The 26,683-nt window shown below is 46.0% G+C and carries 24 protein-coding genes; 5 read left to right on the forward strand and 19 right to left on the reverse strand.

Translation table 11 applies throughout. The features are described from left to right. Positions 1-3 precede the first annotated feature (3 nt). The 4 genes from ptsN (at position 4) to mgtE (ending at position 3,015) form a co-directional block, all read left to right on the forward strand. Complete coding sequence (gene ptsN / locus M0C34_RS17360) at positions 4-447, forward strand: PTS IIA-like nitrogen regulatory protein PtsN (RefSeq protein WP_248712928.1); 444 nt, start codon at positions 4-6, stop codon at positions 445-447. Between the two features lie 26 nt (positions 448-473). Further along, on the forward strand, positions 474-1,328 hold the full coding sequence (gene rapZ / locus M0C34_RS17365; RefSeq protein ID WP_248712929.1) for an RNase adapter RapZ: 855 nt from the start codon (positions 474-476) through the stop codon (positions 1,326-1,328). Continuing rightward, complete coding sequence (locus M0C34_RS17370) at positions 1,315-1,584, forward strand: HPr family phosphocarrier protein (RefSeq protein ID WP_248712930.1); 270 nt, start codon at positions 1,315-1,317, stop codon at positions 1,582-1,584. The genes rapZ and M0C34_RS17370 overlap by 14 nt, the downstream gene beginning before the upstream one ends. Positions 1,585-1,653: 69 nt before the next feature. After that, positions 1,654-3,015 carry a magnesium transporter gene (mgtE, locus tag M0C34_RS17375; protein ID WP_248712931.1) on the forward strand — a complete coding sequence of 454 codons (1,362 nt, stop codon included), beginning with the start codon at positions 1,654-1,656 and terminating at the stop codon, positions 3,013-3,015. A gap of 30 nt (positions 3,016-3,045) precedes the next feature. Here the strand turns inward: mgtE and pmbA are convergent, their stop codons facing one another. After that, a complete protein-coding gene (gene pmbA / locus M0C34_RS17380; RefSeq protein WP_248712932.1) occupies positions 3,046-4,383 on the reverse strand; it encodes a metalloprotease PmbA in 1,338 nt (445 codons plus the stop codon). 106 nt (positions 4,384-4,489) lie between these two features. On the opposite strand from pmbA, the gene yjgA reads away from it, so the two are divergent. After that, the gene (gene yjgA / locus M0C34_RS17385; RefSeq protein ID WP_248712933.1) at positions 4,490-4,987 is read left to right on the forward strand and encodes a ribosome biogenesis factor YjgA; all 498 of its coding nucleotides are present in this window, start codon (positions 4,490-4,492) and stop codon (positions 4,985-4,987) included. Between the two features lie 26 nt (positions 4,988-5,013). On the opposite strand, the gene tldD is transcribed toward yjgA, so the two are convergent. From tldD to M0C34_RS17475, 18 genes are all read right to left on the reverse strand, one after another. Further along, complete coding sequence (gene tldD / locus M0C34_RS17390; RefSeq protein WP_248712934.1) at positions 5,014-6,459, reverse strand: metalloprotease TldD; 1,446 nt, start codon at positions 6,457-6,459, stop codon at positions 5,014-5,016. 5 nt (positions 6,460-6,464) lie between these two features. Further along, positions 6,465-7,286 (reverse strand): carbon-nitrogen hydrolase family protein, encoded by an 822-nt coding sequence (locus M0C34_RS17395; RefSeq protein ID WP_248712935.1) that lies wholly within the window; start codon positions 7,284-7,286, stop codon positions 6,465-6,467. Then, the gene (locus tag M0C34_RS17400; RefSeq protein WP_248712936.1) at positions 7,286-11,146 is read right to left on the reverse strand and encodes a YhdP family protein; all 3,861 of its coding nucleotides are present in this window, start codon (positions 11,144-11,146) and stop codon (positions 7,286-7,288) included. Before M0C34_RS17400 ends, M0C34_RS17395 begins: the two co-directional genes overlap by 1 nt. A gap of 4 nt (positions 11,147-11,150) precedes the next feature. Next, positions 11,151-12,620, reverse strand: coding sequence for a ribonuclease G (gene rng / locus M0C34_RS17405; RefSeq protein WP_248712937.1), 1,470 nt, complete (start codon positions 12,618-12,620; stop codon positions 11,151-11,153). A gap of 6 nt (positions 12,621-12,626) precedes the next feature. Further along, positions 12,627-13,202 carry a Maf family protein gene (locus tag M0C34_RS17410; protein WP_248712938.1) on the reverse strand — a complete coding sequence of 192 codons (576 nt, stop codon included), beginning with the start codon at positions 13,200-13,202 and terminating at the stop codon, positions 12,627-12,629. After that, positions 13,199-13,684 carry a rod shape-determining protein MreD gene (mreD, locus tag M0C34_RS17415; protein WP_248712939.1) on the reverse strand — a complete coding sequence of 162 codons (486 nt, stop codon included), beginning with the start codon at positions 13,682-13,684 and terminating at the stop codon, positions 13,199-13,201. The genes M0C34_RS17410 and mreD overlap by 4 nt, the downstream gene beginning before the upstream one ends. Positions 13,685-13,712: 28 nt before the next feature. Continuing rightward, positions 13,713-14,528, reverse strand: a complete 816-nt coding sequence (mreC, locus tag M0C34_RS17420) for a rod shape-determining protein MreC (protein WP_248712940.1) — start codon at positions 14,526-14,528, stop codon at positions 13,713-13,715. Between the two features lie 91 nt (positions 14,529-14,619). Further along, complete coding sequence (locus M0C34_RS17425; RefSeq protein WP_016400728.1) at positions 14,620-15,663, reverse strand: rod shape-determining protein; 1,044 nt, start codon at positions 15,661-15,663, stop codon at positions 14,620-14,622. A gap of 179 nt (positions 15,664-15,842) precedes the next feature. Then, positions 15,843-19,727: a DUF6701 domain-containing protein gene (locus M0C34_RS17430; protein ID WP_248712941.1), complete on the reverse strand. Its 3,885-nt coding sequence runs from the start codon at positions 19,725-19,727 to the stop codon at positions 15,843-15,845. After that, positions 19,724-20,188 carry an MSHA biogenesis protein MshP gene (locus tag M0C34_RS17435; protein ID WP_248712942.1) on the reverse strand — a complete coding sequence of 155 codons (465 nt, stop codon included), beginning with the start codon at positions 20,186-20,188 and terminating at the stop codon, positions 19,724-19,726. The genes M0C34_RS17430 and M0C34_RS17435 overlap by 4 nt, the downstream gene beginning before the upstream one ends. After that, complete coding sequence (locus M0C34_RS17440; RefSeq protein WP_248712943.1) at positions 20,160-20,966, reverse strand: PilW family protein; 807 nt, start codon at positions 20,964-20,966, stop codon at positions 20,160-20,162. Before M0C34_RS17440 ends, M0C34_RS17435 begins: the two co-directional genes overlap by 29 nt. Continuing rightward, entirely contained in the window at positions 20,966-21,496 is a 531-nt protein-coding gene (locus M0C34_RS17445) for a type IV pilus modification PilV family protein (RefSeq protein ID WP_248712944.1), read from the reverse strand. The genes M0C34_RS17440 and M0C34_RS17445 overlap by 1 nt, the downstream gene beginning before the upstream one ends. Next, the gene (locus tag M0C34_RS17450; protein ID WP_256469285.1) at positions 21,486-21,959 is read right to left on the reverse strand and encodes a pilus assembly FimT family protein; all 474 of its coding nucleotides are present in this window, start codon (positions 21,957-21,959) and stop codon (positions 21,486-21,488) included. Before M0C34_RS17450 ends, M0C34_RS17445 begins: the two co-directional genes overlap by 11 nt. Before the next feature lie 50 nt (positions 21,960-22,009). Then, complete coding sequence (locus tag M0C34_RS17455) at positions 22,010-22,504, reverse strand: prepilin-type N-terminal cleavage/methylation domain-containing protein (RefSeq protein WP_248712946.1); 495 nt, start codon at positions 22,502-22,504, stop codon at positions 22,010-22,012. 35 nt (positions 22,505-22,539) lie between these two features. Then, positions 22,540-23,190: a type II secretion system protein gene (locus M0C34_RS17460; RefSeq protein ID WP_248712947.1), complete on the reverse strand. Its 651-nt coding sequence runs from the start codon at positions 23,188-23,190 to the stop codon at positions 22,540-22,542. A 24-nt stretch (positions 23,191-23,214) separates the two neighbouring features. Next, entirely contained in the window at positions 23,215-23,703 is a 489-nt protein-coding gene (locus M0C34_RS17465) for a hypothetical protein (protein ID WP_248712948.1), read from the reverse strand. Then, complete coding sequence (locus M0C34_RS17470) at positions 23,704-24,933, reverse strand: type II secretion system F family protein (protein WP_248712949.1); 1,230 nt, start codon at positions 24,931-24,933, stop codon at positions 23,704-23,706. Next, a complete protein-coding gene (locus M0C34_RS17475) occupies positions 24,933-26,681 on the reverse strand; it encodes a GspE/PulE family protein (protein ID WP_248712950.1) in 1,749 nt (582 codons plus the stop codon). Before M0C34_RS17475 ends, M0C34_RS17470 begins: the two co-directional genes overlap by 1 nt. Positions 26,682-26,683: the final 2 nt, after the last annotated feature.

Raw genomic sequence — 26,683 nt, forward strand, 5'->3', positions numbered from 1 at the left:
GTAATGCAAATAAATAAAGTACTAAATTTGGACTGTACGCTTAGTACAGTCCAATGTTCCTCTAAGAAGCGCGCATTGGAACTGATAAGTGAACTCGTCGCTAAACAACTTGATACCAGTGCTCAAACTATTTTTGAAAGCCTGTTAAACAGGGAAAAAATGGGCAGCACCGGAATTGGCCAAGGTATCGCTATTCCTCACGGCAGAATCGACAATCAGCACCAAGCTACAGCGGTTTTTTTACGCTGTGACCCTGCTATTTCCTTCGATGCTATTGATAATAAACCGGTTGATCTTGTGTTTGCGCTGTTGGTTCCAGAAGACCAATGTAAACAACACCTTAATACCCTTTCTCAAGTGGCTGAGAAACTCAACGATAAATTAGTATGTAAACAACTTCGTAACGCACAAAGTGATGACGAATTGTACGACATCATGGTAGCCTAATACTCTAATTGTAGTTAGAGGTTATCATGGAATTGATTATCGTTAGCGGACGTTCAGGCTCTGGCAAAACGGTCGCCTTAAGGGTATTAGAAGATTTAGGCTATTACTGTGTAGATAATCTACCCGTTTTACTCTGGCAACCCTTAATAGATAACTTAAGTAGTTATCCTAAAGTGGCGATTAGTATCGATATTCGTAACCTGCCCGATGAGCCCTCACCGATTGGGCAATTGATTCGTTCGATTGGCCCTGACGTAAAGCTCCTCAGCCTCTTTCTCGACGCTAAAGACGAAGCGCTAATTCGCCGTTACAGTGAAACCCGCAGAGTTCACCCGCTTAGCCAAAACAACTTGTCGTTAGCCGAAGCTATTGAGGCAGAAACAGAGCTATTAGCCCCTATTTCACGCAATGCTGACTTACGTATCGATACCTCTCGCTTGTCGGTGCATGAACTTAGCGGCCTGATCCGCTCGAGAGTGACGGGTGATCAACAACAACAACTAATTTTAGTGTTTGAGTCCTTTGGTTTTAAAAATGGCGTGCCCAGTGATGCGGATTACATGTTTGATGCACGTTTTTTGCCTAACCCGCACTGGCAAGAAGAGCTTCGCCCCCTAAATGGTTTAGATAAACCCGTTCAGGACTATCTGTCTAGCCAAGCCTTAGTCGGAGAATACATTCAGCAGATCACCGATCTGTTAAATTCTTGGTTGCCCCACTTAGAAGCTAATAATCGTGCATACCTAACCATCGCCATCGGCTGTACTGGTGGCCAACATCGTAGCGTTTACGTAGCAGAGCAGCTTGCCGCAAACTTTTGTAGTAAACGTAAAGTACAACGTCGTCATCGCACTTTGGAACATAAGCTTGAAGCTCACTAGACAAGTCATCGTAAAAAACAAACTCGGCTTACACGCTCGCCCTGCGACTAAGCTTGTAGAACTCGCTCAGCAGTTTGAGGCTGAGGTAAGTATTATAGACGGAGAGAAAACGGCGTCAGCTGCCAGCGTAATGGGCTTGCTCGTATTAGCCAGTGCGCAGGGTAATACTTTGACAATTATCTCGGAAGGAAAAGATGCCGCCGCCGCGATGAATGCTATTCAAGGTTTGATTGAAGCCAATTTCGACGAAGAATAAGTTAAGGCATAAATAGCCGCACACTAAGCACGCTGCAAAGCTTGCTACTCATCACAGTAGGGAACACTTATGCCAGAAGAGATGGAGTTAAACCCTAACCAGCACAAACGATTACAGGAGCTAAACCAGGCTCTAGATAGCGGTATGTTTGTGCACGTTAGGCGCACACTTCATCAAATGCCCCCATGTGATGTGGCTTTATTACTCGAGTCCAGCCCACCCGCAGGACGTAAAGTACTATGGCAACTCACCGACCCTGAGCAACACGGCGATATCCTCGAAGAGCTAAACGAAGAGGTGATGGAGGGGGTGCTTCAGCTAATGGCTCCAGAAACCCTCGCCGCCGCCGCTGAAGGAATGGATACAGATGACATTGCTTATGTCTTAAGAAGCCTTCCAGATAGTGTTTATCAAGAAGTACTGCAACAGATGGATGGCCAAGATAGGCACCGTGTAGAAGCAGCACTCGCCTACCCCGAGGATACCGCGGGGAGCATTATGAATACCGACACCATCACCCTAAGGGCTGATGTCAGTATTGACGTGGTACTACGCTATTTACGATTGCGTGGCGAACTACCAGAAACCACTGATACCTTATATGTGGTAAACGAACACGATTTACTGCTAGGTGATATTCCCCTTTCTACTCTACTGACGGTAAATCCAAATGTCAGTGTTCGCGAAGTGATGGACAGTAATGCCGAAACCATCCCAGTGGCAATGGATGAGTCAGATGTCGCCGTTTTATTTGAACGCCATGACTGGATTTCAGCCCCGGTAGTTGATGAAAAAGGGCAACTACTGGGTCGAATAACTATTGATGATGTGGTTGATATTATTCGTGAAAATACCGAGCGCACCATGATGAGCATGGCAGGTATGGATGATGATGAAGATACTTTTGCCCCAGTGATAAAAAGTACTCAGCGACGTACCGTTTGGCTTGCCGTTAATTTATGCGCCGCTTTAGTCGCCGCATCAATCAGTAATATGTTCGAATCCACCCTCGAACAATTAGCCACCTTAGCTATTTTGATGACCATTGTACCCAGTATGGGAGGGATCGCCGGTAATCAAACCCTCGCCCTGGTCATCAGAGGGCTAGCCGTCGGACATATTGGCGAGGGAAACTCGCGTTGGCTGATTGGTAAAGAAGCCGCGATTGGCATGCTAAACGGCATGATTTGGGCGCTGGTTATATCGGTAGTGGTTACCCTATGGAAGGGCGATTGGACCTTAGGAGTGATTATTGCCGGCGCGATGTTTATCAACATGTCGCTAGCGGGTTTAGCTGGAGTAACGATTCCCTTATTGATGAAAAAATTTAACATAGATCCGGCTCTAGCCGGCGGTATGGCTCTCACTACGATTACTGACGTAGTGGGTTTATTTTCATTTTTAGGTATGGCTACACTGGTATTAGGCTAGGAGAACTCCCCCTAGCCTTAAGCTATACACTTAACTACCCGCTATTTTCATAGCAGAAATTAATACTGAGCCAGTCTGAATAGTACTCTCTTTATCAAAGTCGTCAGCAATGGCGACAATATTGGCAAACATCTCAGGTAGGGTGCTGGCCACGGTTATTTCTTGTACCGGAAAAGCAATTTCACCATTCTCTACCCAAAATCCAGCAGCGCCTCGCGAGTAATCGCCGGTCACGGTATTAACCCCCTGGCCCATCAGCTCTGTGACTAATAAGCCGGTTCCCATTTCTTTTAATAACTCAGCACGACTCACGCCGCTGTTTTTTACTAACCAATTATGAATACCGCCCGCATGACCGGTACTTTGCATGCCCAATTTACGCGCAGAGTAGCTGGTTAATAAATAGGTCTCTAAGGCGCCATCAGCAATGATATGCTTCGCCGAAGGTGCCACACCTTCACTATCAAAAGGCGTACTAGACAGCCCTTTTTTGATAAATGGGTCTTCATAAATTGACAACCAATCTGGGAATAGTTTTTTGCCCAAGCTATCTAATAAAAACGAGGAACGACGATAGAGGTTTCCGCCACTAATTGCCCCTACCAAATGACCAAACAAACCCGCTGCGACATCTTGGTCAAACACCACCGGCACCTCACAGGTTGAAATCTTCCTGCTACCTAAGCGCGCCAAGGTTTTTTCAGTCGCTTTAGCGGCGATTTGTTCGACACTATCGAGATCAGCAAAATCACGCGCCACGCTGTAGGCATAATCACGTTGCATGTCTTTATCGCCGGCAATGAGCATACAGCTTAGGCTATGGCGGCTGGTTGGGTAGCCTTCGACAAAGCCATGGCTGTTACCGTAGACTTTTACGCCATAGTGACTATTGATATTGGCACCATCACTGGATTTAATTTGCGGGTTGCGCAAGGCGAGCTCTTCACAGCGGTTAGCAATCTCAATAAAACGATCGGGCTCTAAAGGATGAGGGTGGAACAAGGATAAATCAGGGATATCTTTAGCCAGCAATTGCTTATCGGCTATGCCAGCAGCTTTATCCGCTGACGTATAACGCGAGATATCATAAGCCGCTTTAACCGCATTTTTGATCGCGTCTGGACTCAAGTCAGAGGTGGAAGCACTGCCTTTACAATTAGCCGAATACACCGCAATACCTAATGCACCATCGTGATTAAATTCCAAGGTTTCGACTTGTTGGTCACGCGTAGCTACACAAATACCGGTTTGTTTAGAAATCGAAACTTCAGATTCATCGGCTCCAAGTTGTTTAGCTTGGTCTATAGCAAACTCAACAGCCTGTTTTAATTGGCTCAATTCTTGGCTAACTTGTTTTTCTGGGCTCATTTTGATTCTTCATTTCCTTGATTAGCCCTAGCATAACAAAACTCATAGAGCGACCATAAGCAAGAACTGGTAAGATACGCAAAAAAAGTGCTACGAGAACAGAAAAATGAAAAATAACCCACCGCATGAAGATGAAGATGATTGGATTAGTAAGTCCGAGATCAAACGTGAAGCCGATAAGCTCAAAAAACTAGGTGTGGAATTGGTTGGTTTAACCAACCCTCAACTTGACAGCATAAGCATGAGCCCAACACTTAGAGAAGCGATAGCCTTAGCTAAGCGTTTAAAAGACAAACGGGAAGCCTCACGCCGCCATATGAATTACATTGGTAAAGTATTGCGTACTGAGAACATGGAACAGATAAATGATGGCTTGGATAAGATCCATAACAAGCACATTTACCATGCTCAAGCCCAATTGGCGTTAGAGAAACAATGTGAGCGATTGATTAAAGAGGGAGATGAAGCGATCAACGACTTAGTTGAGCGCTCGCCAAATCTTGAACGCCAAAAGCTCCGTCAACTAGTACGCCAAGCAAAAAAAGAACTTGAGCCAGGTAAAGCGCATCAAGAAATCATTAAATATCTCAAGCAACACAGTTAAAAAAAGGGCCTAGGCCCTTTTTTCTATTATGCGGTTCCACCTACGGTAAGCTGGTCAAGCTTAAGGCTAGGCTGCCCCACCCCAACGGGTACGCTTTGTCCTTCTTTACCACAGACGCCAACACCTTTATCTAAGGCTAAATCATTACCCACCATAGATATCTGCTGCATCGCTTCTGGGCCACTACCAATCAGTGTGGCGCCCTTAATCGGGGTGCTTAGTTTACCGTCTTCAATTAAATAGGCTTCAGAGGCAGAGAACACAAACTTGCCTGAAGTGATGTCGACCTGTCCCCCACCAAAATTAGGGGCATAAATACCCTTTTTAACCGAAGCAATTAACTCTTCAGGCTCGCTTTTACCCGCCAACATGTAGGTATTAGTCATTCTAGGAAGCGGCAGGTGAGCATATGACTCGCGCCGACCATTACCGGTAGAGCGGGTATTCATCAACTGAGCATTATGCTTATCTTGCATATACCCTTTAAGGATGCCTTTTTCGATCAATACATTGTATTGCCCGGGAGTGCCTTCGTCATCAATACTCACAGAGCCGCGTCTATTACCTATAGTGCCATCATCTACAATAGTACATAGCTCAGACGCCACTTGTTGGCCAATACACCCCGAAAATGCCGAAGAACCTTTACGGTTAAAGTCACCCTCAAGTCCATGACCTACCGCTTCATGTAACAATACACCCGGCCAGCCAGCACCAAGAACTACCGGCATTAAACCTGCAGGAGCGTCTACCGCCTCCAAGTTGACTAAGGCTTGACGTACCGCCTCATCAACAAAGGTCATGGCTCTTTCTTTGCCGTTAAGTTCTTCTAAAAAATAACTGTAGTTACAACGCCCACCACCACCAGCTGAACCGCGTTCACGCCGTTGGTTACGCTCAACCAGCACACTACAATTAAAACGAATCAACGGTCTAATATCTGCAGCTAAGGTACCATCAGTGGCCGCAACCAGTACCTCTTCATAAACACCACTTAGGCTTACTATCACTTGAGTGACCGCACTATCTAAACTACGAGCGTATTTATCAGCACGCTCAAGTAAGGCAATTTTTTGCTGATTAGATAAACTAAGCAATGGGTTGTCAGCCTGATAAAATTGTTCGGCGCTGACTTGCTTAAAAGGGGCTAGTGACGATTTTGCCTGCACCGGACTAATACCTCGAGCGGCCTGACAAGTTTGCATTAAAGCATGGGTGTTTATTACATCAGAATAAGCAAAACCAGTTTGCTCCCCTAAAATGGCTCTTACGCCAACACCTTGCTCAATGTTAAAGCTACCTTCTTTAACGATGCCATCTTCCAACACCCAGGATTCATGTCTACTATGCTGAAAATAGAGATCCGCATAATCTATCTGATGTTTTGCGACTTCAGCCAGCGCCAAGCTTAACTCTTGCTCGCCAATACCACTTGGCATTAGCAAGGACTGACTGACTTTTTCAAACGACATAGTAATTATTCTCTCCACCCTAAATGTAATTGTCCATGCATGGGCACCGGCATGCGGTCCCTCACTTGCTTAAGCATCTGCAGATTAAATTCTGCTTTAGATGCGGCAATTCCGTTTTCTTGAACATCCAAACAACGCCCCCAAGGGTCAACAATCATTGAGTGTCCCCAAGTTTGGCGTTGCTTATAATGCGTTCCAGCTTGATTTGCGGCGACGAGGTAAAGCTGATTTTCGATGGCTCTAGCCTGTAACAGAGGTTGCCAATGCGCTTCCCCTGTGAGTGCTGTAAATGCTGCGGGTAATAATACAATATCACAGCCCTGTTGGCGCAGCAGCTGAAATAAGTAAGGAAAACGTAAATCAAAACATATCGCCATGCCTACCCGAATATTACCGATATCAAACCACGCGAGTTGCTCGCCAGCGATAAAACTGTCAGATTCCCGATAGGCTCCAACATTGTCATTCACATCAACATCAAACAAATGCAATTTATTGTAATGTTGAATTAACCGCCCATTAGGTGAAAAAGCTAAAGAACACGTATAGCAGCGCACTGCGTCTGGCCCTTGAATAGGTACACTGCCAGCGATCAAATAAACCTGCCAACGTTTTGCTTGAGTGGCTAACCACTGTTGAATAGGGCCATCGCCTAAGGTTTCCGCGACACGAAGGTAAGCGCCATCACCGGCATAAATTGAAAAGTTCTCGGGCAATAAGACGATATCTCCAGGCTGGGGCTTAGCGAGAGCCAGTAAAGTGTCGGCTTGGCGTAAATTGTCTTCAATCACACTACCAGAATTCATTTGCAAGGCGATTAAATTCACTATTTTGACCCTTCTCTGGTACGAAATTCATCCGGTACTTTTATTTCTTTCTTAACCCGTTCAAGTTCGATAAGTTGTGGCTCGCCAATATTCCCCTTAAGCGCAAAATCAATTTGTGTAACTACTTCAACAACGGGCTCGAGCAATTTAGATAAGGCGAGCACAGCCACACCAGTGGCAGGTGTCACTAAAAAAGCCGCCAATACAGGCAAACTAGACGTCACTTTAGGTGAATAGCTTACCAAATAATCAATTTGGCCATCTCTAAAATCCACTTCTCCTTTACCGCGCATCGAGCCCGCGACACCATCTAGGTAGAAATCCTGATTATTGGCTAACCCCTTATCAAAGGCTATGCTTGCCTCAACAGAGTCAAAGTGCAACCCCTTCTCAAATACATCACTAAAGTCTAAGGTTAAACGGCGACGGATCGTATCGAGGCTAGCCAAGGTCAATAAACGGGTGCCTTTATCGCTCATTTCTGTCACTACCCCTTTATCCGTTTTAACCTTAATGCTGCCATCTAAAGAGGCCATCTCTGGACGATATAAGGCATCTTGCCAACTGACGTCAAAGGTAAAGCGGCCAGCGGTTCCTTTTAAGGGACTGTCATGCCCCATATCTTCAATCACTTTTTCTAAACTGTTGCTGCTAAAAGACCCTGCTAAACCAGCCATATCATGACCATCGGCTTGTTTCCAAAACAACGCAGCCGTTAACGAGCTATGACCCCAATCTACCCATAGTCGACCATTGTCCATGGTTTGATCTTCAATCGGTAAATCAAGTTTCATATTACCGATGCGGTAATCCCCTAGCTGACAATCGTTACAGGCCAAAGATAAAGGCGGCAACACTTTTAGTAACGAATCTAACTGCTCTTGCTGCTCAAGCTGAACAATAACTTGATCGGTTTGCTCTTCAAATAAGCTAAACTCAATCTCATCCAGCTGGGCTTTTTCTATAATAATTTTAACGGGTTGTTCGACAGTGGGCTGTTCAGGGGCCGAAACGCTAGCCAGTAACTGATCCGATTCAATTTGCACTTGAGTCTTACTGCGTGGTAAATAAGCCACATCAAAATTGTCTAAAGGTTGACCCATAAATTTTGCCTGTTGCACCGCTCCACGCACAAACATTAACTCAGGGATGACTAAACTAACATTGGTATAATCAGTTTCCGGTTTCTTAGGGCTGTACTTGATTTGTTGTTTGGCCCATTTCATCCAGGGTTCTAACTCTAATTCTGGAAAATCGAAGGACATGGCAAGCCCCTCTCCTTGCCACAATAAATTATTGCTTGGCCCAAGATTAAGTAAGGCATGTTTAAGCCTTGCCTGCTGTTCTTCAAAACTGATTTTTGCTTGCGCGGAAATGAGCTGATTCGCCTCTAAAAGATAATCACCGCCATCCTGATTACCGCTGAGACTTAATGCGGTCGGCCAACTCTGCTCACTGAGTTTATCTAAGGGCTCAGGAAATTTCAGCGCGAGCCCCAATAATTCAGAACGAAAATCACCGCTATAATCAAAGGCACCTTCGGGCTTTAACGAAATGAGTAGATCACCTTGCCAGTCAAGTTTGCCAGAGCTGTATTCATTTAGTGGAATCCCAAAGGATCGTTCCGCAGTGGTCATTGGCCACCGTCCCGCTAGATCAAAATCAAGCAGGTAATTTTCAGCGTCAGCCTGAGTGGTAAATTTTACCTTAAGGGGCAAGCCTCGCCACATCGCGTTTAAATTATTCGTACGCAGCTGTTCATTCTGGAAGTACAAGCGGCCATTAAGCTGGGTTAAATTCATGCCAGTAGGAATGATACCCAAGTTGTTATCTTGAAAATCTACGTGGCCATTCACCTCAACTGTAGTGCCTGCGTGCAAAGGGATGTTCAAGTAAACCTCCCCCGAAACATCACCGCTGCTTAAAGGTAGCTGAGCTAAGCTATCGCTAAGCGCGGTTATAGGGGACTGCAACAAGTACTCGCTGACAGCTTCTGCCGAGCCGGCCACATTACCGGTAATATATAACTCAGAACCACTATAAAACTTCGGAATACTAGCCGTTATCCGTTGTGCAGGAACCTCACCAAGCCGAGCGCGTTGGCTTTCCATAAACAAACCATCATTTTGAAATAACAGGTCTAACTGCAGCTCATTTAAGCTTGGCCAGCCGGGATCAAATTTAAAACGGGCATTATTTAAAGGTACAAAAGCTTGAAAAATACCATTGTGTTGTTGGTAGGGATAATGATTCAATTGACCGTACCACAGCACTTGGCTCTGCTCAGCAATGCCGGCCAATAAAGCGCCCTTCAGGTAATCAAACACCCCCTCCGGCATCACCTTTGGATAATAGTAATACGCTTTGCCTGCATCTTTAATTTCCGCATTTGCCATCAGGCTTAATACTGGCCATGCCCCTTGCTCAGGCCACACTAGTGACCACTGGCCTGCAAAGTCTAATTCAGGGGTTATTAAGTGGGTATATTGGCTTTTTATACTCAAGCCGGGGGCTGCAAAGCTAAGCGTAATCTCAGAATCAAATAACTCAATATCCAAGATTTCATCAAACTGTGCGGCTAGACCAAACTTACCTTGTTGATTGAGTTGCAAAGCGGCACCACTCTTATCGCCAGCAATCTCGATATCGATGTACTCAAGGCTGGGAATAAAAGATTGTCCGAGACTTGCTACATCCTCCAGCGAAGCGGTGTAACGTAAGTCCTTGGACTGATGGAAGTAATCAAGATCTAGATGTTTAAGCTGTCCGGCGGTAATCAGATTATGCCAAGCAATATTGCTTTCTTGATTGTCTATTAACGCTAAAAGTGAAGACCAAGCCGCCAAATCTAACTCGGCCAACTGCCAGCTTTGCTGCTCTTTAGTTATGAGGCCTTGTAAGGAAAAGTCTGCATCCGCAGTATCATTGAGAGCCATATCCCAAGGAAGTTTATCAACCCGCCACTTATCTTCGACTTTTAAGCCTTGAGTTAGCCCACTGTTGATCACTAGCTGATTTTGCTTCGCTCCCCAATTAACAACGCTCGGCTGCCACTGCATCAGCCATCGCTGTTGCCGTTTTGCACCAAAGTCTGCCCACAAAGACAAATTGAGATCGCTATTGAATTGTTCCGCAGAGCGTCCAAAAGCGCGCTGCATGGCTTTCATATTTAAATGTTGGGCTTTAGCGTAAAACTTACCGGTTAAGCCCTCTAAGTTGTTAGTATCACCCAAAAGGTCAACACGAAATTTAACCTGACCGTTTTGTAGGTCCTGTCCAATTAATATTTCGCCATCGCCTTGATGCAAATTGCCATTATTCACCCAGTCTAAACTGGCAATGTCTAAGTTAAGGTCATACTCAGGAAAATTAATTTCAATTAAGCTGTTAGTTACACTAAACCTCGCTAACTGGCTTAAAAATAGATCAGCGAACACTTGATAGTTTTGCGGGCTTGAACGCTTCGCGCTGGTTTTATGAGGGTCTATCGCTAGCTTGAAATGGACACCGTCTAAAACAAGATCCTTAAACACGACTTGCGATTGCTCAACAGACTGCCAAAGATCGATCTCGAACATTAAGGCGTCAACGCTAAATTGAAGGTCTTTCTGTTCGCCGATGGCTATTTTACTGTCTTCAAATACCAACATCGGTCTAAAATTGTGTATTCGCGCGTTCAGTTTACCGATACTTAGTGTGGCATTTGTATCATCGACTAACCAAGTGGCGATATCATCTTTATAATGACTAGCAAATGCTAAAATGCCGCGTGCTATACTTAAGCACACGGCAATAATCACTAATAATAACGCAAAGCCATGCCAGCATTTGCGAGCCCCACGAGTAAAAGGATTGGCCATAACCCTACATCAATACCACGTCAAACTGTTCTTGACTGTACATAGGTTCAGTTTGAACTTTGACTTGCTTGCCAATAAACACCTCTAATTCAGCTAAGCTATGTGACTCATCCCCCATCAGCATCTCGGCAACTTTGGTTGAGGCGTAAACAATAAAGTTATCGGCATCGTAGGCTCTATTGACTCGAATAATTTCCCGTAAGGCTTCATAACAGACGGTTTCGACGGTTTTTACAGTGCCTCGGCCGCGGCAAGTTGGACACTCACCACACAAAATATGCTCAATGCTTTCTCGGGTGCGTTTACGGGTCATCTCCACTAAACCTAATTGCGAGAAGCCACTAATATTGGTTTTAGCGCGATCTTTGGCTAGCGCCAACTCAAGACTGTGTAGCACTCGTCGTTGGTGTTCGGCATCGATCATGTCGATAAAATCGATGATGACAATCCCCCCTAGGTTACGCAGCCGTAATTGTCGAGCGATCGACTGAGTCGCTTCAATATTAGTATTAAAAATAGTTTCTTCTAGATTACGATGGCCGACAAACGCACCGGTATTAATGTCGATAGTGGTCATAGCCTCGGTTTGATCGATGATCAAATAACCGCCTGACTTTAAATCGACGCGACGTTTTAGCGCCCGCTGAATTTCATTTTCAACATCAAACAAATCAAATATAGGTCGGTCACCGGCGTAGTACTCTAATATCTCGGTAAACTCTGGTACAAACTCAGCGCTAAAAGAAATCAGCTGCTCATAAGTTTCGCGCGAATCAACACGGATTCTGTCCAGATGAGTCCCCACAAAATCACGAATAATACGTAATGCTAAATTCAGTTCAGCATATAGCTTACTTTTACTGGCTGAGCTTTCTTTGCGCTGTAACACTTTGCGCCATACACGTTTCAAAAAGGCTGCATCTTGCTCTAGCTCATCGGCGCCGACACCTTCAGCCGCTGTACGAATAATAAAGCCGCCCAGCTCATCAACATAACCGGCACAAATATCCTTCAAACGTTCCCGCTCCTCCTCGCTTTCAATGCGCTGAGAAACCCCCACATGACTGCTGCCAGGCATAAATACCAAATAACGTGAAGGTAAGGTAATGTCGGTAGTTAAACGGGCTCCTTTGGTACCAAGTGGGTCTTTTACCACTTGCACCATTATGTCCTGACCTTGGCGTACTAACTCTGCGATATTGCCAGCCTGAAAATGTTCTTGTTCAGTAACATCTACGCATTCGGTATGAGGGACAATGTCAGAGGCATGCAGAAAAGCGGCCTTTTCTAAGCCTATATCAACAAAAGCGGCTTGCATCCCCGGTAATACACGGCTTACCCGGCCCTTGTACATATTGCCGACAATTCCTCGCCGAGCATCTCGTTCTACGTGAGTTTCCTGCAAAATCCCACTATCAACTAACGCAACACGAGTTTCAGTAGGAGTAACGTTAATCAATAATTCTGCTGACATAATAACCTAGCGAGTTAAATAACAATTAAGTAAACGGTCGGTCTCGACCAGCGGAAGCCCAACCACTGAGCTGTAACTACCTTCAATTCTTTCTACAAACTTACCACCAATCCCTTGAATCGCATAGCTTCCGGCTTTATCAATTGGCTCTTGGCTTAACCAATAATCACGCATTTCACTTTCTGATAGCTGACGAAAAAATACCTCGGTAGTAATTAATTGGGTATCGGCTTTACCATCAACATATAGGCAAATAGCCGTCATCACTTGATGCTGTTTACTACTCAGTAAGCTTAGCATTTTCAAACTATCTAACTGATCCACCGGCTTGCCTAAGATTTTTCCTTGGCATACCACGATGGTATCAGAGCCCAATACCGCTGATTTTTCTTTTTGCTGCTGATACACAGCGTAGGCTTTTTGTTCAGCCAAGCGACACACCAAGTGCTGAGCCGGCTCACCGGTTTGTGGTGTTTCATCAATATCGGCCGCCGCGACTGAAAACTCCCAGCCTAACTGAGTTAATAATTCTTGCCTTCTGGGTGAGGCGGAGGCTAATACTAAGCGATGGCTTTGCCTCACGACATCTTCCACTGTCGGCGTAACTTACGTAGGAGTAGAAATATCCAAGGCCAAGCGATAGCTGAAGTAATCACCGAATAGAAATAACCCACGGGTAACTGTACGTCTTGCACTACGTATTCAGCCCAAAATATCACTAATTTGGCCAGCGTAACCAATATGCCAACCACCAAGGCTTGTTGCCATACCGAGAAGTTTCGCAAACGGGTAAAATTAGACGCCGCTAAGTACACCACTATCGACATAGACAAGGCGCGGATCCCGAGTGTTGAGCCTAATAGCACATCTAAAATAAAACCGGCACAAAATGCCATGCCTACATTACTGCGGTGAGGCAGAGCAATCGCCCAATAAAATAGACACAATAGAACCCAATCAGGACGAAATGAATCGGCCTCTAGGGGCAAGGGAATAATTGCCAGTATTAAGGCTAAAAACAGGCTACCAATAATCGCCCCTCGGCCATTAATTTTTTCTATCATCTTACTGCCTTCATGGGGGTCGTTAAGCTCATGGCCAAATCAACAACAAATAGCGTAAACGGTCTAACTCTACCACTGGAGTTGCAAATACATCTGCATAGGGCTTGCCTTCTTGATAATCAAAACGATTAATCACCGCCACCGGATAGCCTTCAGGAAACATTCCGCCTAAGCCAGATGTGACTAAGACATCGCCTTCACCGATATCGGTACTTCTAGGAATATGCGGTAACTGCAAGCGCCTTAAATCCCCGGTACCTGTGGCTACCGCTCTAATATCATTACGCGCCACTCTTACCGGTATACCATGACTAGAGTCGGTAATTAACAATACGCGGCTAGTGGTGGTACCCACGTGCAGTACCTGCCCCACAACCCCAACATCATTGATCACTGGTTGACCTTCAAATACACCATCAAGCTTGCCTTTATCCAGCACAACTTGATGAGAAAAAGGGTCAGAATCCACCGCCATAATTTCAGCCACCAGCTTGCGACTGTCGTTACGTATTGGCGAACTCAACAAGGCGCGCAATCGGGTATTTTCCTTGGCCAAGCTTTCCATTAATAGTTGGTCTGCTCGGTTTAACAATAACTGCTCTTTTAACGCGCTGTTTTCTCGCTTTAATTGTTGACGAGTCACCACTTGATTGGACATCGAATCCATTAATTGCCCTGGCATATTAGCAATGTATTGCAAGGGGCTTACCGCGGAATGCAAATATACTCGCCATTGTTTAAAGGCAGAGACTTTACTATCAACAAAAATGAGGGAGAGTGACAACACGATCGCCAGAAGGAGGCGAAGCTCTAAAGATGGACCTGGGCCGAAGATGGGTTTCATCGGACATAACCTGATTTAGTTGTCTAAGTAGTGTGGAAACGAGATAAATCTAAGTGGTGAGTACGCATAGGCACTCACCACGTGGCCTTGCTTATTCGTAGTGGAATAAGTCGCCGCCATGCATGTCGATCATTTCAATCGCTTTACCGCCACCTCTGGCCACACAGGTAAGAGGATCATCGGCAACCACTACCGGTATCCCCGTTTCTTCCATCAATAAACGATCTAAATCACGCACTAAAGCCCCACCACCGGTAAGTACCATACCACGCTCAGAAATATCCGATGCAAGCTCTGGAGGGCTTTGCTCTAAAGCCACCATCACTGCACTAACAATACCTGAAAGCGGCTCTTGCAAGGCTTCTAAGATTTCGTTGCTATTCAAGGTGAAGCTTCTTGGCACACCTTCAGCAAGGTTGCGACCGCGTACTTCAATCTCACGCACTTCGTCTCCAGGATAAGCAGAACCAATCACATGTTTAATACGTTCAGCGGTTGCTTCACCAATCAGGCTGCCATAGTTACGGCGCACGTAGTTGATAATAGCGTCGTCAAACTTATCACCACCAATACGCACTGATGAAGAATACACCACACCATTTAGTGAGATGATAGCCACTTCAGTAGTACCACCACCAATATCGACCACCATAGAACCGGTTGCTTCAGATACAGGTAAACCAGCGCCAATTGCTGCCGCCATGGGTTCATCAATCAGATACACTTCACGGGCACCCGCTCCCATGGCTGATTCACGAATCGCTCGACGTTCAACTTGAGTTGAACCACAAGGCACACATACTAAAACGCGTGGACTTGGGCGCAAAAAGTTATTGTCGTGCACTTGCTTAATGAAGTGCTGTAACATCTTCTCAGTCACATAAAAGTCTGCAATCACACCGTCTTTCATCGGGCGAATAGCTAAAATATTACCCGGAGTTCGACCCAGCATTTGCTTGGCGGCATGGCCAACGGCCGCTACACTTTTCGGGCTGCCAGCACGCTCTTGACGAATCGCAACTACTGAAGGTTCGTTAAGCACGATCCCCTGATCTTTAACATAAATAAGTGTATTCGCCGTTCCTAAGTCAATTGACAAATCGTTAGAAAACAAGCCTCGAAGCTTTTTAAACATAGCTGGGTAAATCCTGAGAGATAGTATCGATTATACGCGATTTAAAACTTGGCTCACTTTACCAATGCCAGCCCCGATGAGCAAGCATACTCTAGCGTGATAAGCAGGATAGTGAAGCCTATCAACTACAACTCACATAATCTTCGAGCCCTATTGGACGTTTTTCAAACAACGTTCACTTAATATACCATTCTGCGATAAATAACTCGGTCACTTTGGCGAAACACTCCAAAGGTCACTTCACCCGCGCCCGCTTGGTCGTCTGCACTGTCAAAACTGCCATTGCCGTTCCAATCATCACGCAGCCAATTCAGTTCAGATTCAAGATTAAACCAATAATCTACTTGGCCTACATTGCTATCTCCAGGAGCAGAAAAATCAACCCAAATAAGGCCTTGATTAGCGATACCTGGGTTACGAAGAGCAACCGTAGAGCTACCATTGCCCACCTCCGCAGTAGTCGCATTACGCTTGGGAGTGAAATCTAAAGTAGCAAGCGTTAAATCACTACAGGTATCATCAGTATTTCGTACATAGCGACCAGCATCAAAATACTGCAGTTCACTGGTTACCGCGATGGGCTGTAACTCGGAGCCAAAACTATTTTGCGGTGTTATACGCCCGTGTAGCCATTTCGGTGCGATACCTAATTCACAATAAAAGCTGCTATCGCTATCCTCACCGCAGACAAAACCACCTCGGTTAGGGTCTGAACTGATACCGGAATCAAAGTGGTTAAAATATAAACCCACCGCACCATCAATAACTGGAGACTGGGTTTGGACGGTTTTAGCCAAACCAGATAGCAAGTCTTGCTGCCAGAAAATGCCATCTTGCCAAGTTTCGGTGGTACTTTCAGCAGTAAAGCCATCATCAAAATCTTCAATAACCGAACTACTCACAAAGCGCCAATCATCAGCATTATCGGCAACAGCCACCACCGGGTATATTCCCTCAGAATAATTAACCGTAATATCGTCAAAGGCGTTTTCTGCCTGGAGCTGCCAAGTTAATTGCTGCGCTTGTTGGCCTATATAGCTGAAATCTCCAGCGATACATGCAGCCACAATACTGGCTTGACTTAACTCAAAATGATGGGGATAAAACATCCCTACCTCACTCGATGCCTCAGCAACATTGTAGATAGAGCTAAGCGGATTTAAGTCGTAATTCAAATACTCGCTAACGTGACCAAGCAATCTGATACTGCCCACTTCTTTCCAGATATTATCTTTAATCGGAATAGCGCCATCAGCTTGGTTCAAATCACTGTTGAATACCCCAGCTATAAATTCACCCATTTCGCCATTTACTGGGCTAGCCAGTTCGGCGCTTATTTGTAACTTTGTGGTATCAGCAACAAAGTTTCGCGCATTGCATTCGCTGCTGGTTGCAGAGGAGGGGGTACAATCGGCGATTAAGGCTACCAACCAAGATGAGAATGGCAAGCCCGACTTTGCAAACTGACTAGCATGGTTATCGCTTTCTGGGTTTAACTCACCGTCTTGGTTACTGATAGACTGCCAGACAAACTTATCAGGTATAAGCTCAGCGCTGACACTGCCCTGTAAGTCTTGAGTATTATCATCAACAACGGTACCGACTTCGTCCCAAAAGTTAATCGCCAACTTGCCTACATCGGGGTATTTCACCACAGCGCTTGCACTACCACCGCTAAAGATGGTTTTTACCACCGTTCTTGAGGCCTCGTTAGTCGCAACATCAACAAAGCTATTGCTCACTTGATCCCTTACCGCGAGTTGGCTAAAGCCCGTAGAAGGTTGGTTATAGCTGGTCCAAAAACTAATGTCTTTGGTGCCTTGGTAATTGGCAATCAACGAGCAGCCCGCACCACCATCAGGATCTTTACCTACAGCGGTCAATTCTAGGTTAATATTGGTATTGGCTTTATGTGGATTTTCCCCCCATGCACCGCTTAATACACCGCGTAGACCATAGGTATTAAAAGTAACTTGCTTAGTTGCCTCTATGGCACCGTCATTAACGGTAACCGTGATTTCGCCCTCTAATGGATTGAGCAAACCTAAGGTCACTTCTCCTGCATCAGCAGTGGCAAAAGTATAACTGGCTTGGCTAGGGTTAGTACCAAGCACCAAGCTGCCTTGGCCATTAATATTTGACCAGCTACCCGCATTATTGCTACTAGTAATACTCACTGTACCTTGGAAGGTTTGGTCAATTTGGCCATCTAAGGTGGCTTGAATAGTAAATTGATGGATATCGCACGTTAAACCAAGGTCATTAGCAAGAATATTCAAGCCAGGGTTGAGTGCGGTTTGTGAAGAACTAAATGCCATATAACTAAAACTTTCAGCTAAATGGTTTCGTTCGTTATCTCTATACTGATCTTCTTCGGTGATCATCGAAAAATTAGCCGCATTATGCTGGCAGCGCCGTAACCAGCCGCCATTATTACCACGCCGTTCATTCTTACTGGCCACCAAGATAGGAGGCGACGAAAACAGATTATTTTGGTAACTGGTGGTGTAATTACAAGTAGCCTCTGGAGTCAGCGTGCTGCCACCGCTGCCATGAGTGAGTGAATTGCCAAATTGATAATTGATGGTTTCACCGTTTACCGTGATAGCCCCAACCGTTGGCTCTGTGGCAAGGTAAGCAACAGTTTCCTCTTGCAAGTCGGTGTAAAAAATTGAAGTGTTTTGCGACTCACAATAACGAGCAAAATACCAAATCTGATAAACCTCACTGCTATCAATAGCTAGGCGGATACCATTATTGTTATATTCAGAGTTGGAGGTTAACCAGCAGTTGTTATTGCGCGATTGCTTTTGGTGCAGTACTACTGAGAGGTTACTGGGCATATCGACGTTCACGTAATCTCTATCCGGAAAAGGAAACGCTGTATTTGTACTAATGGTACCCGCTCTAAGCTCAGTACCATCTTCTAAGACATGCTCCCCTTCGTTAACGGCTACCCAGTCAAGCGCTTGTATATTTTTGGAAGCAGTACTGTTGTAAGGAGGCTCTTGCCTTGCCCAAGTAAAACCGGTCCACAAGCCACTGCCTGCATCTTGATTAACACTGGTGAGAATGGCAGCCACTGGCCCATCATCATTTGGGTCTGCAGCTTCTATCGGTGCCATTAAAAATACTAAGGGTTTGTCTTGGTAAGCTTGGTCAAAGGTCACCGAGCCACCATTTTGCCCCGCTCCGGCAGTGCCAAACTGTAAAGAGAGCGGCGTATTGGCCGACTCACAGTTTGGCGTCACATCAATCAAGCTGGCTCGGTCTTGAAACGATACTTCACTTGAGCCATTAAGTAAGACATCATCCCCGGTAATTGCGCCATTTAGAGTCGCACTGCCATCTAATGAGGCCGACTGCTCACTAAAAACAAAGGCATTTAGTGTAGAGCCACCATTTTGCACAAAGTTGCCATAAGAATAGAAAATCAGGCTTTCAGGCTTACTCACATCACCAACATAATCGCCATTGTGGCGATAATCCGATTCGATAAAAAACACCACTGAGCCAGAAGAAGGCAAAATAACGTTAATACCATAATTTAAGGTAAGGTTCTCAACCCAATATTGGCCTGCTGCAAATTCGACAGTACCGTTATTAACCGTCAAATTTTTTATCTTATATACGCCGCCATCGTCAACAAACTTAAAACTGTCGCGAACATCGATGTAAATATCACCGTACTCACCTTCAGATAACTCAATACTATCACTCCATTCAGGAGAGATATTATCGTTACTGGTAGACCGGCACTCCGAAAATAACGGGATCCCTTCAGGTTTAAGCGCTAGGGGGTCACTTGTTCCTTTTTCGCGACACTCTCCTGATTGGCCGTTGCTTTTGACACAAGCATTACTTGATGGGTCAGTCACTACGTTGGCCGGCAACTTTCTATTGTTGGGTGCGCCATACAATTTGGCACTCCAGACAAACTCGATCTCTCCATCACTGGTATAAGAATTAACCCCTTCTACGAAGCTATCGCTCCAATCTGCATGGCTAGCACTAAACACTAGCCAGCCCAGTAACGTTAACAGGAGCCTAAAAGTGATGCTCATAAAGCGCTCCGAGCTTGCACACGTTGAATTCGCTGCACTATTACCTCACCTGAACCGCAGGACCCCGTGGCTTCTAGTTCAAAAAAACGCGCGTCTAATTGACTAATGTCGTTACTATTACACGTCACGCTCACTCTGCAGTTAGCAAAACCATCGCCGTTAAGAGTCGACGCCCCCGACACATTGCTGCACAGGCCTTTTGCATCGGCGGCAGCATTTAATGGAAACAGCTCTGATAAGGCTTGCTCTAAACCTGAGTTGGCAGCTAAGTTGGCGCGACTGCCCAGTACATCCCAAGCAGCATTACGCGAAGTATCTTGAAACATTACGGTGAGGCCTGCGCTAATTAATGCCATCACCACTATCACAAAAATCGCGATCACCAAGGCGCTGCCCCGCTGCCTAGCAAAGCTTGGCTTAAGCGGCCCCCGCCTAGGGTTGGTTGAGAATAACGATGTCATGATTAAATTCCACAAACTCATCTTTTTCGACAAAACGTAAACGTAAATTGACCAAGCCATTGCGAGTAAGGCTAGGCTGTACCACCTGAAAAGGCTGAGTGCCACTATTAGGCTCAAGTTTGCTTGCCATCATTATACCGTCATCAGCATCCGCTGGCTGGTAACGCACCAGCTTAGCACCCTCTACACAATAGCGAACGGGCTCAGTAATAATGTAAGCCCGCTGCGCGGGTGAATCACTAATAAACTCGATAGGGCCCGCAAAATTAACGGTGCTAAGCCCGGAACTGGCATCATTGCTAATGCTATTTATGCATAAGGCTTTACCGCGGGAGGAAGTGCAAAAAGCATCCTGTAAACGCCCATCACTGTTGAGTACTTCATCACTGCCGAGCACATAAACACTCAACCAATGGGAGCCTTGAGCTGAAATCGTTGGTTGATTGGGCGCGGTAACCATACTGGCTGAGGCAGCAGCATTGGGTATCAGCGGCACATTAATATAGGTATTGCTAGCCACCGTTGGCACAAAGCTTAAGCAAGGGTCGCCCGCGTTGTTGGCATCTAAGCGGGCGCTATTTGGCAAGCTATTGTGCAACTCTCGGCTTAAGCGCTGAATGGCAAAACGCGCTTCACTCACCAGTACTTGGCGATCGGCGCTTTGTCGATAGATCAGCGCTCCACTGCGAATAAAATCACTGGTGGCGATGGCTAAAATGGCCAACAACACCATAGTAATGACCAGTTCGATGAGGGTAAAACCTTGCGACTTTGTCATTAGTAATTCCACCGATAAGCACTAAAGGCATAGCCTTCCCCGTTGGGGGCTTTGATTACTAGGTCGATGCGTTTAGCAGCGCTAGCGCCGTGCTCTGAACTATCTACGCTCACTTGATAGGTAAAGTTGCGGTAAATATCGGCTAAACCGCTGGCTAAGCTATCGTCGATAGCGATAAAAGCACCACCGGTATGGTAATCATCAACATCGTTGTACTGGTCACGGGCTTCACCCTCTGGCCCGTAGTCACTGGCCGCCGTGCAACCAGCTTGACCGCTCTCTCCACAGCGCCAAAGGCCACCGCCGGTATGGTCAGAGTTTTCATCAAATGACTTGGTAAGGATTTCGTTCATCAAGCTTGAGCCCAGCTCTGCTGAACGCACCTGATAAATTGGGTCGATGCTGCGTACCGCTTGCGGTGCTAAAAATGAGGTAATCACCACTAAACCTATCGCTAGCACCACAATGCCAATAATCAGCTCTATCAAGGTAAAGCCCGCGCGTAGTGGTAGTGGCTGGTTAGGGCGCATGAATATAGCCCTCACTTTCAATAATGATGCGCTCTAGCGCATCGCCCTGCACATTAATTTGACAAGGAAATTGGCTACACAAACTAGAATCAGCCAGCCTGACGCGGCCTAAACCATCAAACTTGATCACGCCTTGGCTCACTTGTAGTTCATCAGAAAAGGAGACGTCTTCTAGCTCACTGATCGAGCTAATACAACTGCCAGAAGGGGCCAGCTCACCTGAGAAGTAATAATTGCTGTCGATTTGCAGAAAAAAGCAATCTTGGTAATGGTTCATCGCTTGGGTTTGCACCAAATGCAAACGGCTTAACAACTGCTCACGTAAGGTGAGTTCAGCAAAACCACTGCGAAAAAACTTAGGAATAACCGTTATGGCTAAGATGCCAATTAAGATAAGCGTAATCACTAGCTCAACTAAGGTGAAGCCAGAGTGTCGGGGGTGAGGACTTCGAGGTAATGCCAAGAGTGATTAAGTATCAGAATAAAGGCTAGCCGAAGCTAGCCTTTAAACAATTAACAGCCGCCAGTTTGCGATGTTATCGTTGGTGAAGCACCAGCGCTTGCTGCTTCAGTATATGTCACACGACATTGCTTGGCTACAACTGACGCATCTGGCTCGGTATAGCCAGCCGGAGTAATAACAACAGGATTTGTGCCAGTAATTGTCCAATCGGCAGCAGACAAATCTAACCAGCGCGCAAGATCAGCTGGGACACCAAAGCTAGCTTCAGCGGGATAACCATAGGCGATAGCTACGGTGTCAGTAGCTTCAGCTCCAACTTGTAAATCTGTTGAATCAGTTGCTTCTTCACCTTCAATAGCCGCTTTACTATAAACAATATTCGCGCCGCCTTTGATTGCCCCTTCAGCACCTTTAACCGTTGAGGTGCGGGCATCATTAGTTAAGTTCAAAAACTTAGGTGCTGCTGTCACCGCCAAAATACCTAAGATGATGATCACAATCACCAATTCAATAAGCGTAAAACCTTGCTGTTTAGTTGTTTTCATTTCTATTTCCTTAGAAAATTATTGATTTAAGATAGTTAGTTAGAAATATTGGTAAATACCCGCCCGGCTGCGGGTTGGTAAGTAAAATTGTTATAGCTTGCTTCATCACTGCCTGGGTCATCATAGCTACCGCCGCTATTTTTTGCCAAGGAGTTAACTTGGTAAAAAATACAACGGCTCGCTTCCGCTGAACCCGTCACTGTGGTGTAGTATTTGTAATAATCGCCTTCGCTGGCCACGTCACCAAAGTTAGCGGTGGCGCGCGCAGGATTCTGCAATATTGCGTCCCACACTTTTAAACATTTGTCGCCCGACAGCGAGCCTGGATCCACGTCTTCATCATCACTGGTCATCGGGTAACCGGGGGCCACACTGCCATTGCTCACTTGGGCACTGGTAGGGGTGGTTAAATACACTTTTTGAGTATCGTAAAGCACCGCATTTTTGCCGTTTTCACTGGGCCGACCTTCGGCCTCCCATTGCGCTCTCGCTAACGATACGCCGGTGGCGAAGCCACCCGCAACACCTTCTAAACTGGCGACTTTAGCCTCGTCGGTCACATCTAAGAAACGCGGCAGTGCTGTCGCAGCCAAAATACCTAAAATAACGATCACAATAACCAGTTCAATCAGCGAGAAACCTGCCTGCTTTGAACCATACTGAACCTTTGTAGAATAACTAGTCACTTGCTGAGTACCCCTTTATTAGCTCTACAGCCATTCTTTGGTGATAGACCCATATTCAGGGTCGTATATTAATACTGCCAACTGCTCTACGGTATAAAAGCACTTAGCCTGTTTATAGTCAGCGTAGCTGTCCTTACCTTCAAATTTGAAGGGCATACCCAACAGTTTGTGCCATAAAGCCAAACACTGCTGAGTAGTGGCAACTTGCGGCCAACCTGCCTTGCTCATGGCTACAGTAAACGGTGCTAGCGCGATATTCTCAGTGGAGTTGGCATCACGCTGATACAAATTTACCGTTAAATGGCTAGGTCTAAATCGGGCCAGCCATAAACCATGCACTTGAGCCAACTGCTTGCCCCAAGTTTGAGAGTATTCATCTATAATTTGTTGCTCAGCCTGATCCATTGTCCTGATAAGGCTAACAAAAAGCAACAATACAACTAATAAAACGATGCAGAATGTCACTAAGCCGCTAAATCTAGCGCGGTTACTGTCTAATAGCTGCTGGTTCATTTAGCCCCCCCGAACCGCTCGCATCATATCCCACATAGGTGTAAATATTCCTAGTGCTAATACCAGTACCATAATTGCGACCACGCTAATTAATAGTGGTTCAATGCGCGCGGTGAGGCTCTTTAAATCATAATCTACTTCACGCTCATAAAATTCTGCGGCCTCGGTCAATAATTCGTCCACTTGACCGGTTTCTTCGCCCACAGAAATCATCTGTAATACTAATGGTGTGAACAATTCACTGGATATGGCATTGCGTAATAGGCTTTCGCCACGCTCAATACCATGGCGCATTTCTACTATTCGTTGCGCCATAAAGGCATTGTCTACTGCGCCAGCCACCAACGAAAGCGCTTGGTTAAGCGGCACGCCGGCCGACAGCATCATGGCAAAACTACGCGAAAAACGCGCCAACAAAGAACGTTCGATCACCGACCCTACTACCGGTAAACGTAAACGCGTTTTGTCCCAGAGCATTCGTCCTTTCGGTGTAGCCACATACCAGCGAACCAAAAATACCGAGCCAATAACGCCAATCAGCAATAACGGCCAAAAGTTAACAAAAAAGTTGGAGGTGCCAATCAATATTCGCGTCGCCAAGGGCAACTCGACATTAAAGCGACCGAAAATTTCGGCAAACTGAGGGATAACAAAAATATTGAGGATCACCATGGCAATCACAATCGCTAAGATCACAAAGGTGGGATAACGCATCGCCGTTTTAATCCGCTTGCGGGTATCCATTTCTAATTCGAGATATTGCGACAACTGCAAAAAGGCTTGCTCTAATTGGCCGGTATTTTCGCCCACGTGAACAATACTCACAAACAGCTGAGAGAACACTTTAGGGTATTCTGCCATCGCGGTTGATAAGGTACGGCCACTACTTAGCGCATCAGACACGCCGGCCAACGAGCGCCTTAGCAATTTACTATGGGCGGTTTCAGCCAAGCCGTTAATGGCCCGCATAATTGGAATACCCGCCTTGGTGAGCGAGTACATTTGCCGTGTAAAAACCACCAGCTCATCAAGCTGAATTCGCCCTTCCCATAAGCTACTTACATCTAGTGAGCCCAAACCCTCGCCACGCGCTTTACCCTCGGCAATTTTAATTGGCGTTAAGCCTCGGCGAATTAAGCTTTCTGCCGCAGCATTCTGATTAGCGGCCTCAATGTCTCCATTGATCAGTCGGCCGGTGCTATCACGAACTTGATAGCGAAACATCGCCATTATTCAGATTCTTCCGCGTTAGATAGCACACTGCTGTAAATATCAACTTCTTCCACTAAGCGCAATACCTCCTCTACCGAGGTAATACCTTGCTTGGCGTAATCTAAGGCTGCCATAGATAAGGGGCGATAATGGGCAGAGGCTTTGGCCACCTTGGAAAACTCATCCGGATCGTCACGGCGCAAGCACTCCATCATCGCTTCGTTTAATTCGAGCATTTCAAAGACCCCGATCCGCCCTTTGTAACCGGTGTAATTACAGCTTTGACAACCCGGCCCTTTATAGAAAGATTGCTGACTTAAATCATCTTGGCTCAAATGCTCTAACCATACCTTCTCCTCACTACTGGGAGTGTGCAGCTGTTTACAGTTTTCACATAAGCGGCGCACTAATCGCTGAGCAATAATGGCCCGCAAGGAGCTGGCGACCAAATAGCCTGCCGCCCCCATGTCTATGAGCCTTAAAGCACTAGTGATCGCGTCGTTGGTATGTAAGGTAGTGAGCACCAAGTGACCAGTAAGCGCGCCCCTAAGGCCAATCTCTACGGTTTCTTGGTCTCGCATTTCGCCCACTAACAAGATATCGGGATCTTGGCGTAAGGTGGTACGTAAGATATTAGAAAAGTCTAAGCCAATTTTGGTATTGACTTGCACCTGGTTGATCCGCGGCAACCGGTATTCTACCGGGTCTTCAACCGTAATGATCTTCGATTCGGGTTGGTTTAACTCACTCAAAGAGCCATACAAGGTGGTGGTTTTACCACTACCGGTTGGGCCAGTCACGACGATCATGCCATGGGGGCGATGCAACTGACGGCGAAACCGCTCCATGATGTCTTTTGGCATACCGGTTTGCTCTAAAGACAAAATACCGGCAGATTGATCAAGCAAACGCATGACGACCGACTCACCGGCCTGAATCGGCATGGTTGATAATCGAACATCAATAGAGTGACCACGTACTTTGATATTAAACCGGCCGTCTTGTGGTAAGCGCTTTTCTGAAATGTCTAAGCCAGACATCAGTTTTAAGCGCAATACCATCGCCGACGCAATCTGCACTTCATTGAGTACACTTTCTTGTAATACTCCATCAACTCGTTGACGAATACGCAGTACCTTATCGTCTGGCTCGATATGAATATCAGAGGCGCCCACTTGTACCGCATCTTCAAACAGCGATTGCAGCAGTTTTACAACGGTGGTTTCATTACTTTGTGCATCAGCGGTGGCCAAGCCAATATCAAATTCATCAGCACTGGCATATTCTTCTTTTAATTCTTGAGCAAAGCCTTCGATCTCACGCGTGCGGCGGTAAAAACGATCAAAAGCGTCAACCACCTGAGACTCTCTAGCTACCACATATTTAAGCTGGTTGGGTGCTAATAAGCCGGCCAATGCATCAATGGCTGATAAGTCAGCGGGGTCTGAAATCGCAACCGTTAGTACATCACCGTCTTTATGGATAACCAAAGCCCGTAAACGTCGCGCATGAACTTCGCCAAGCATCACCACGGCATTGGCGTCGACCGCGATTTGCCCAAGGTCGACAAAGGGAATACCCAACTGACGGGCCAGAAACTCCAGTAATTGAACCTCGGCAATCACCCCGAGTTCAATCAGTGTTGCGCCGAGCTTGCGCCCAGTTTGTTTTTGTTGGGCTAAGGCACTCATTAGCTCAGCTTCACTGATCACTTGTTCGCTAACTAACAAGTCACCCAAACGCATTCTTAATTTTGGTTGCGCCATAT

The organism is Agarivorans sp. TSD2052, assembly GCF_023238625.1.
GTDB lineage: Bacteria > Pseudomonadota > Gammaproteobacteria > Enterobacterales > Celerinatantimonadaceae > Agarivorans.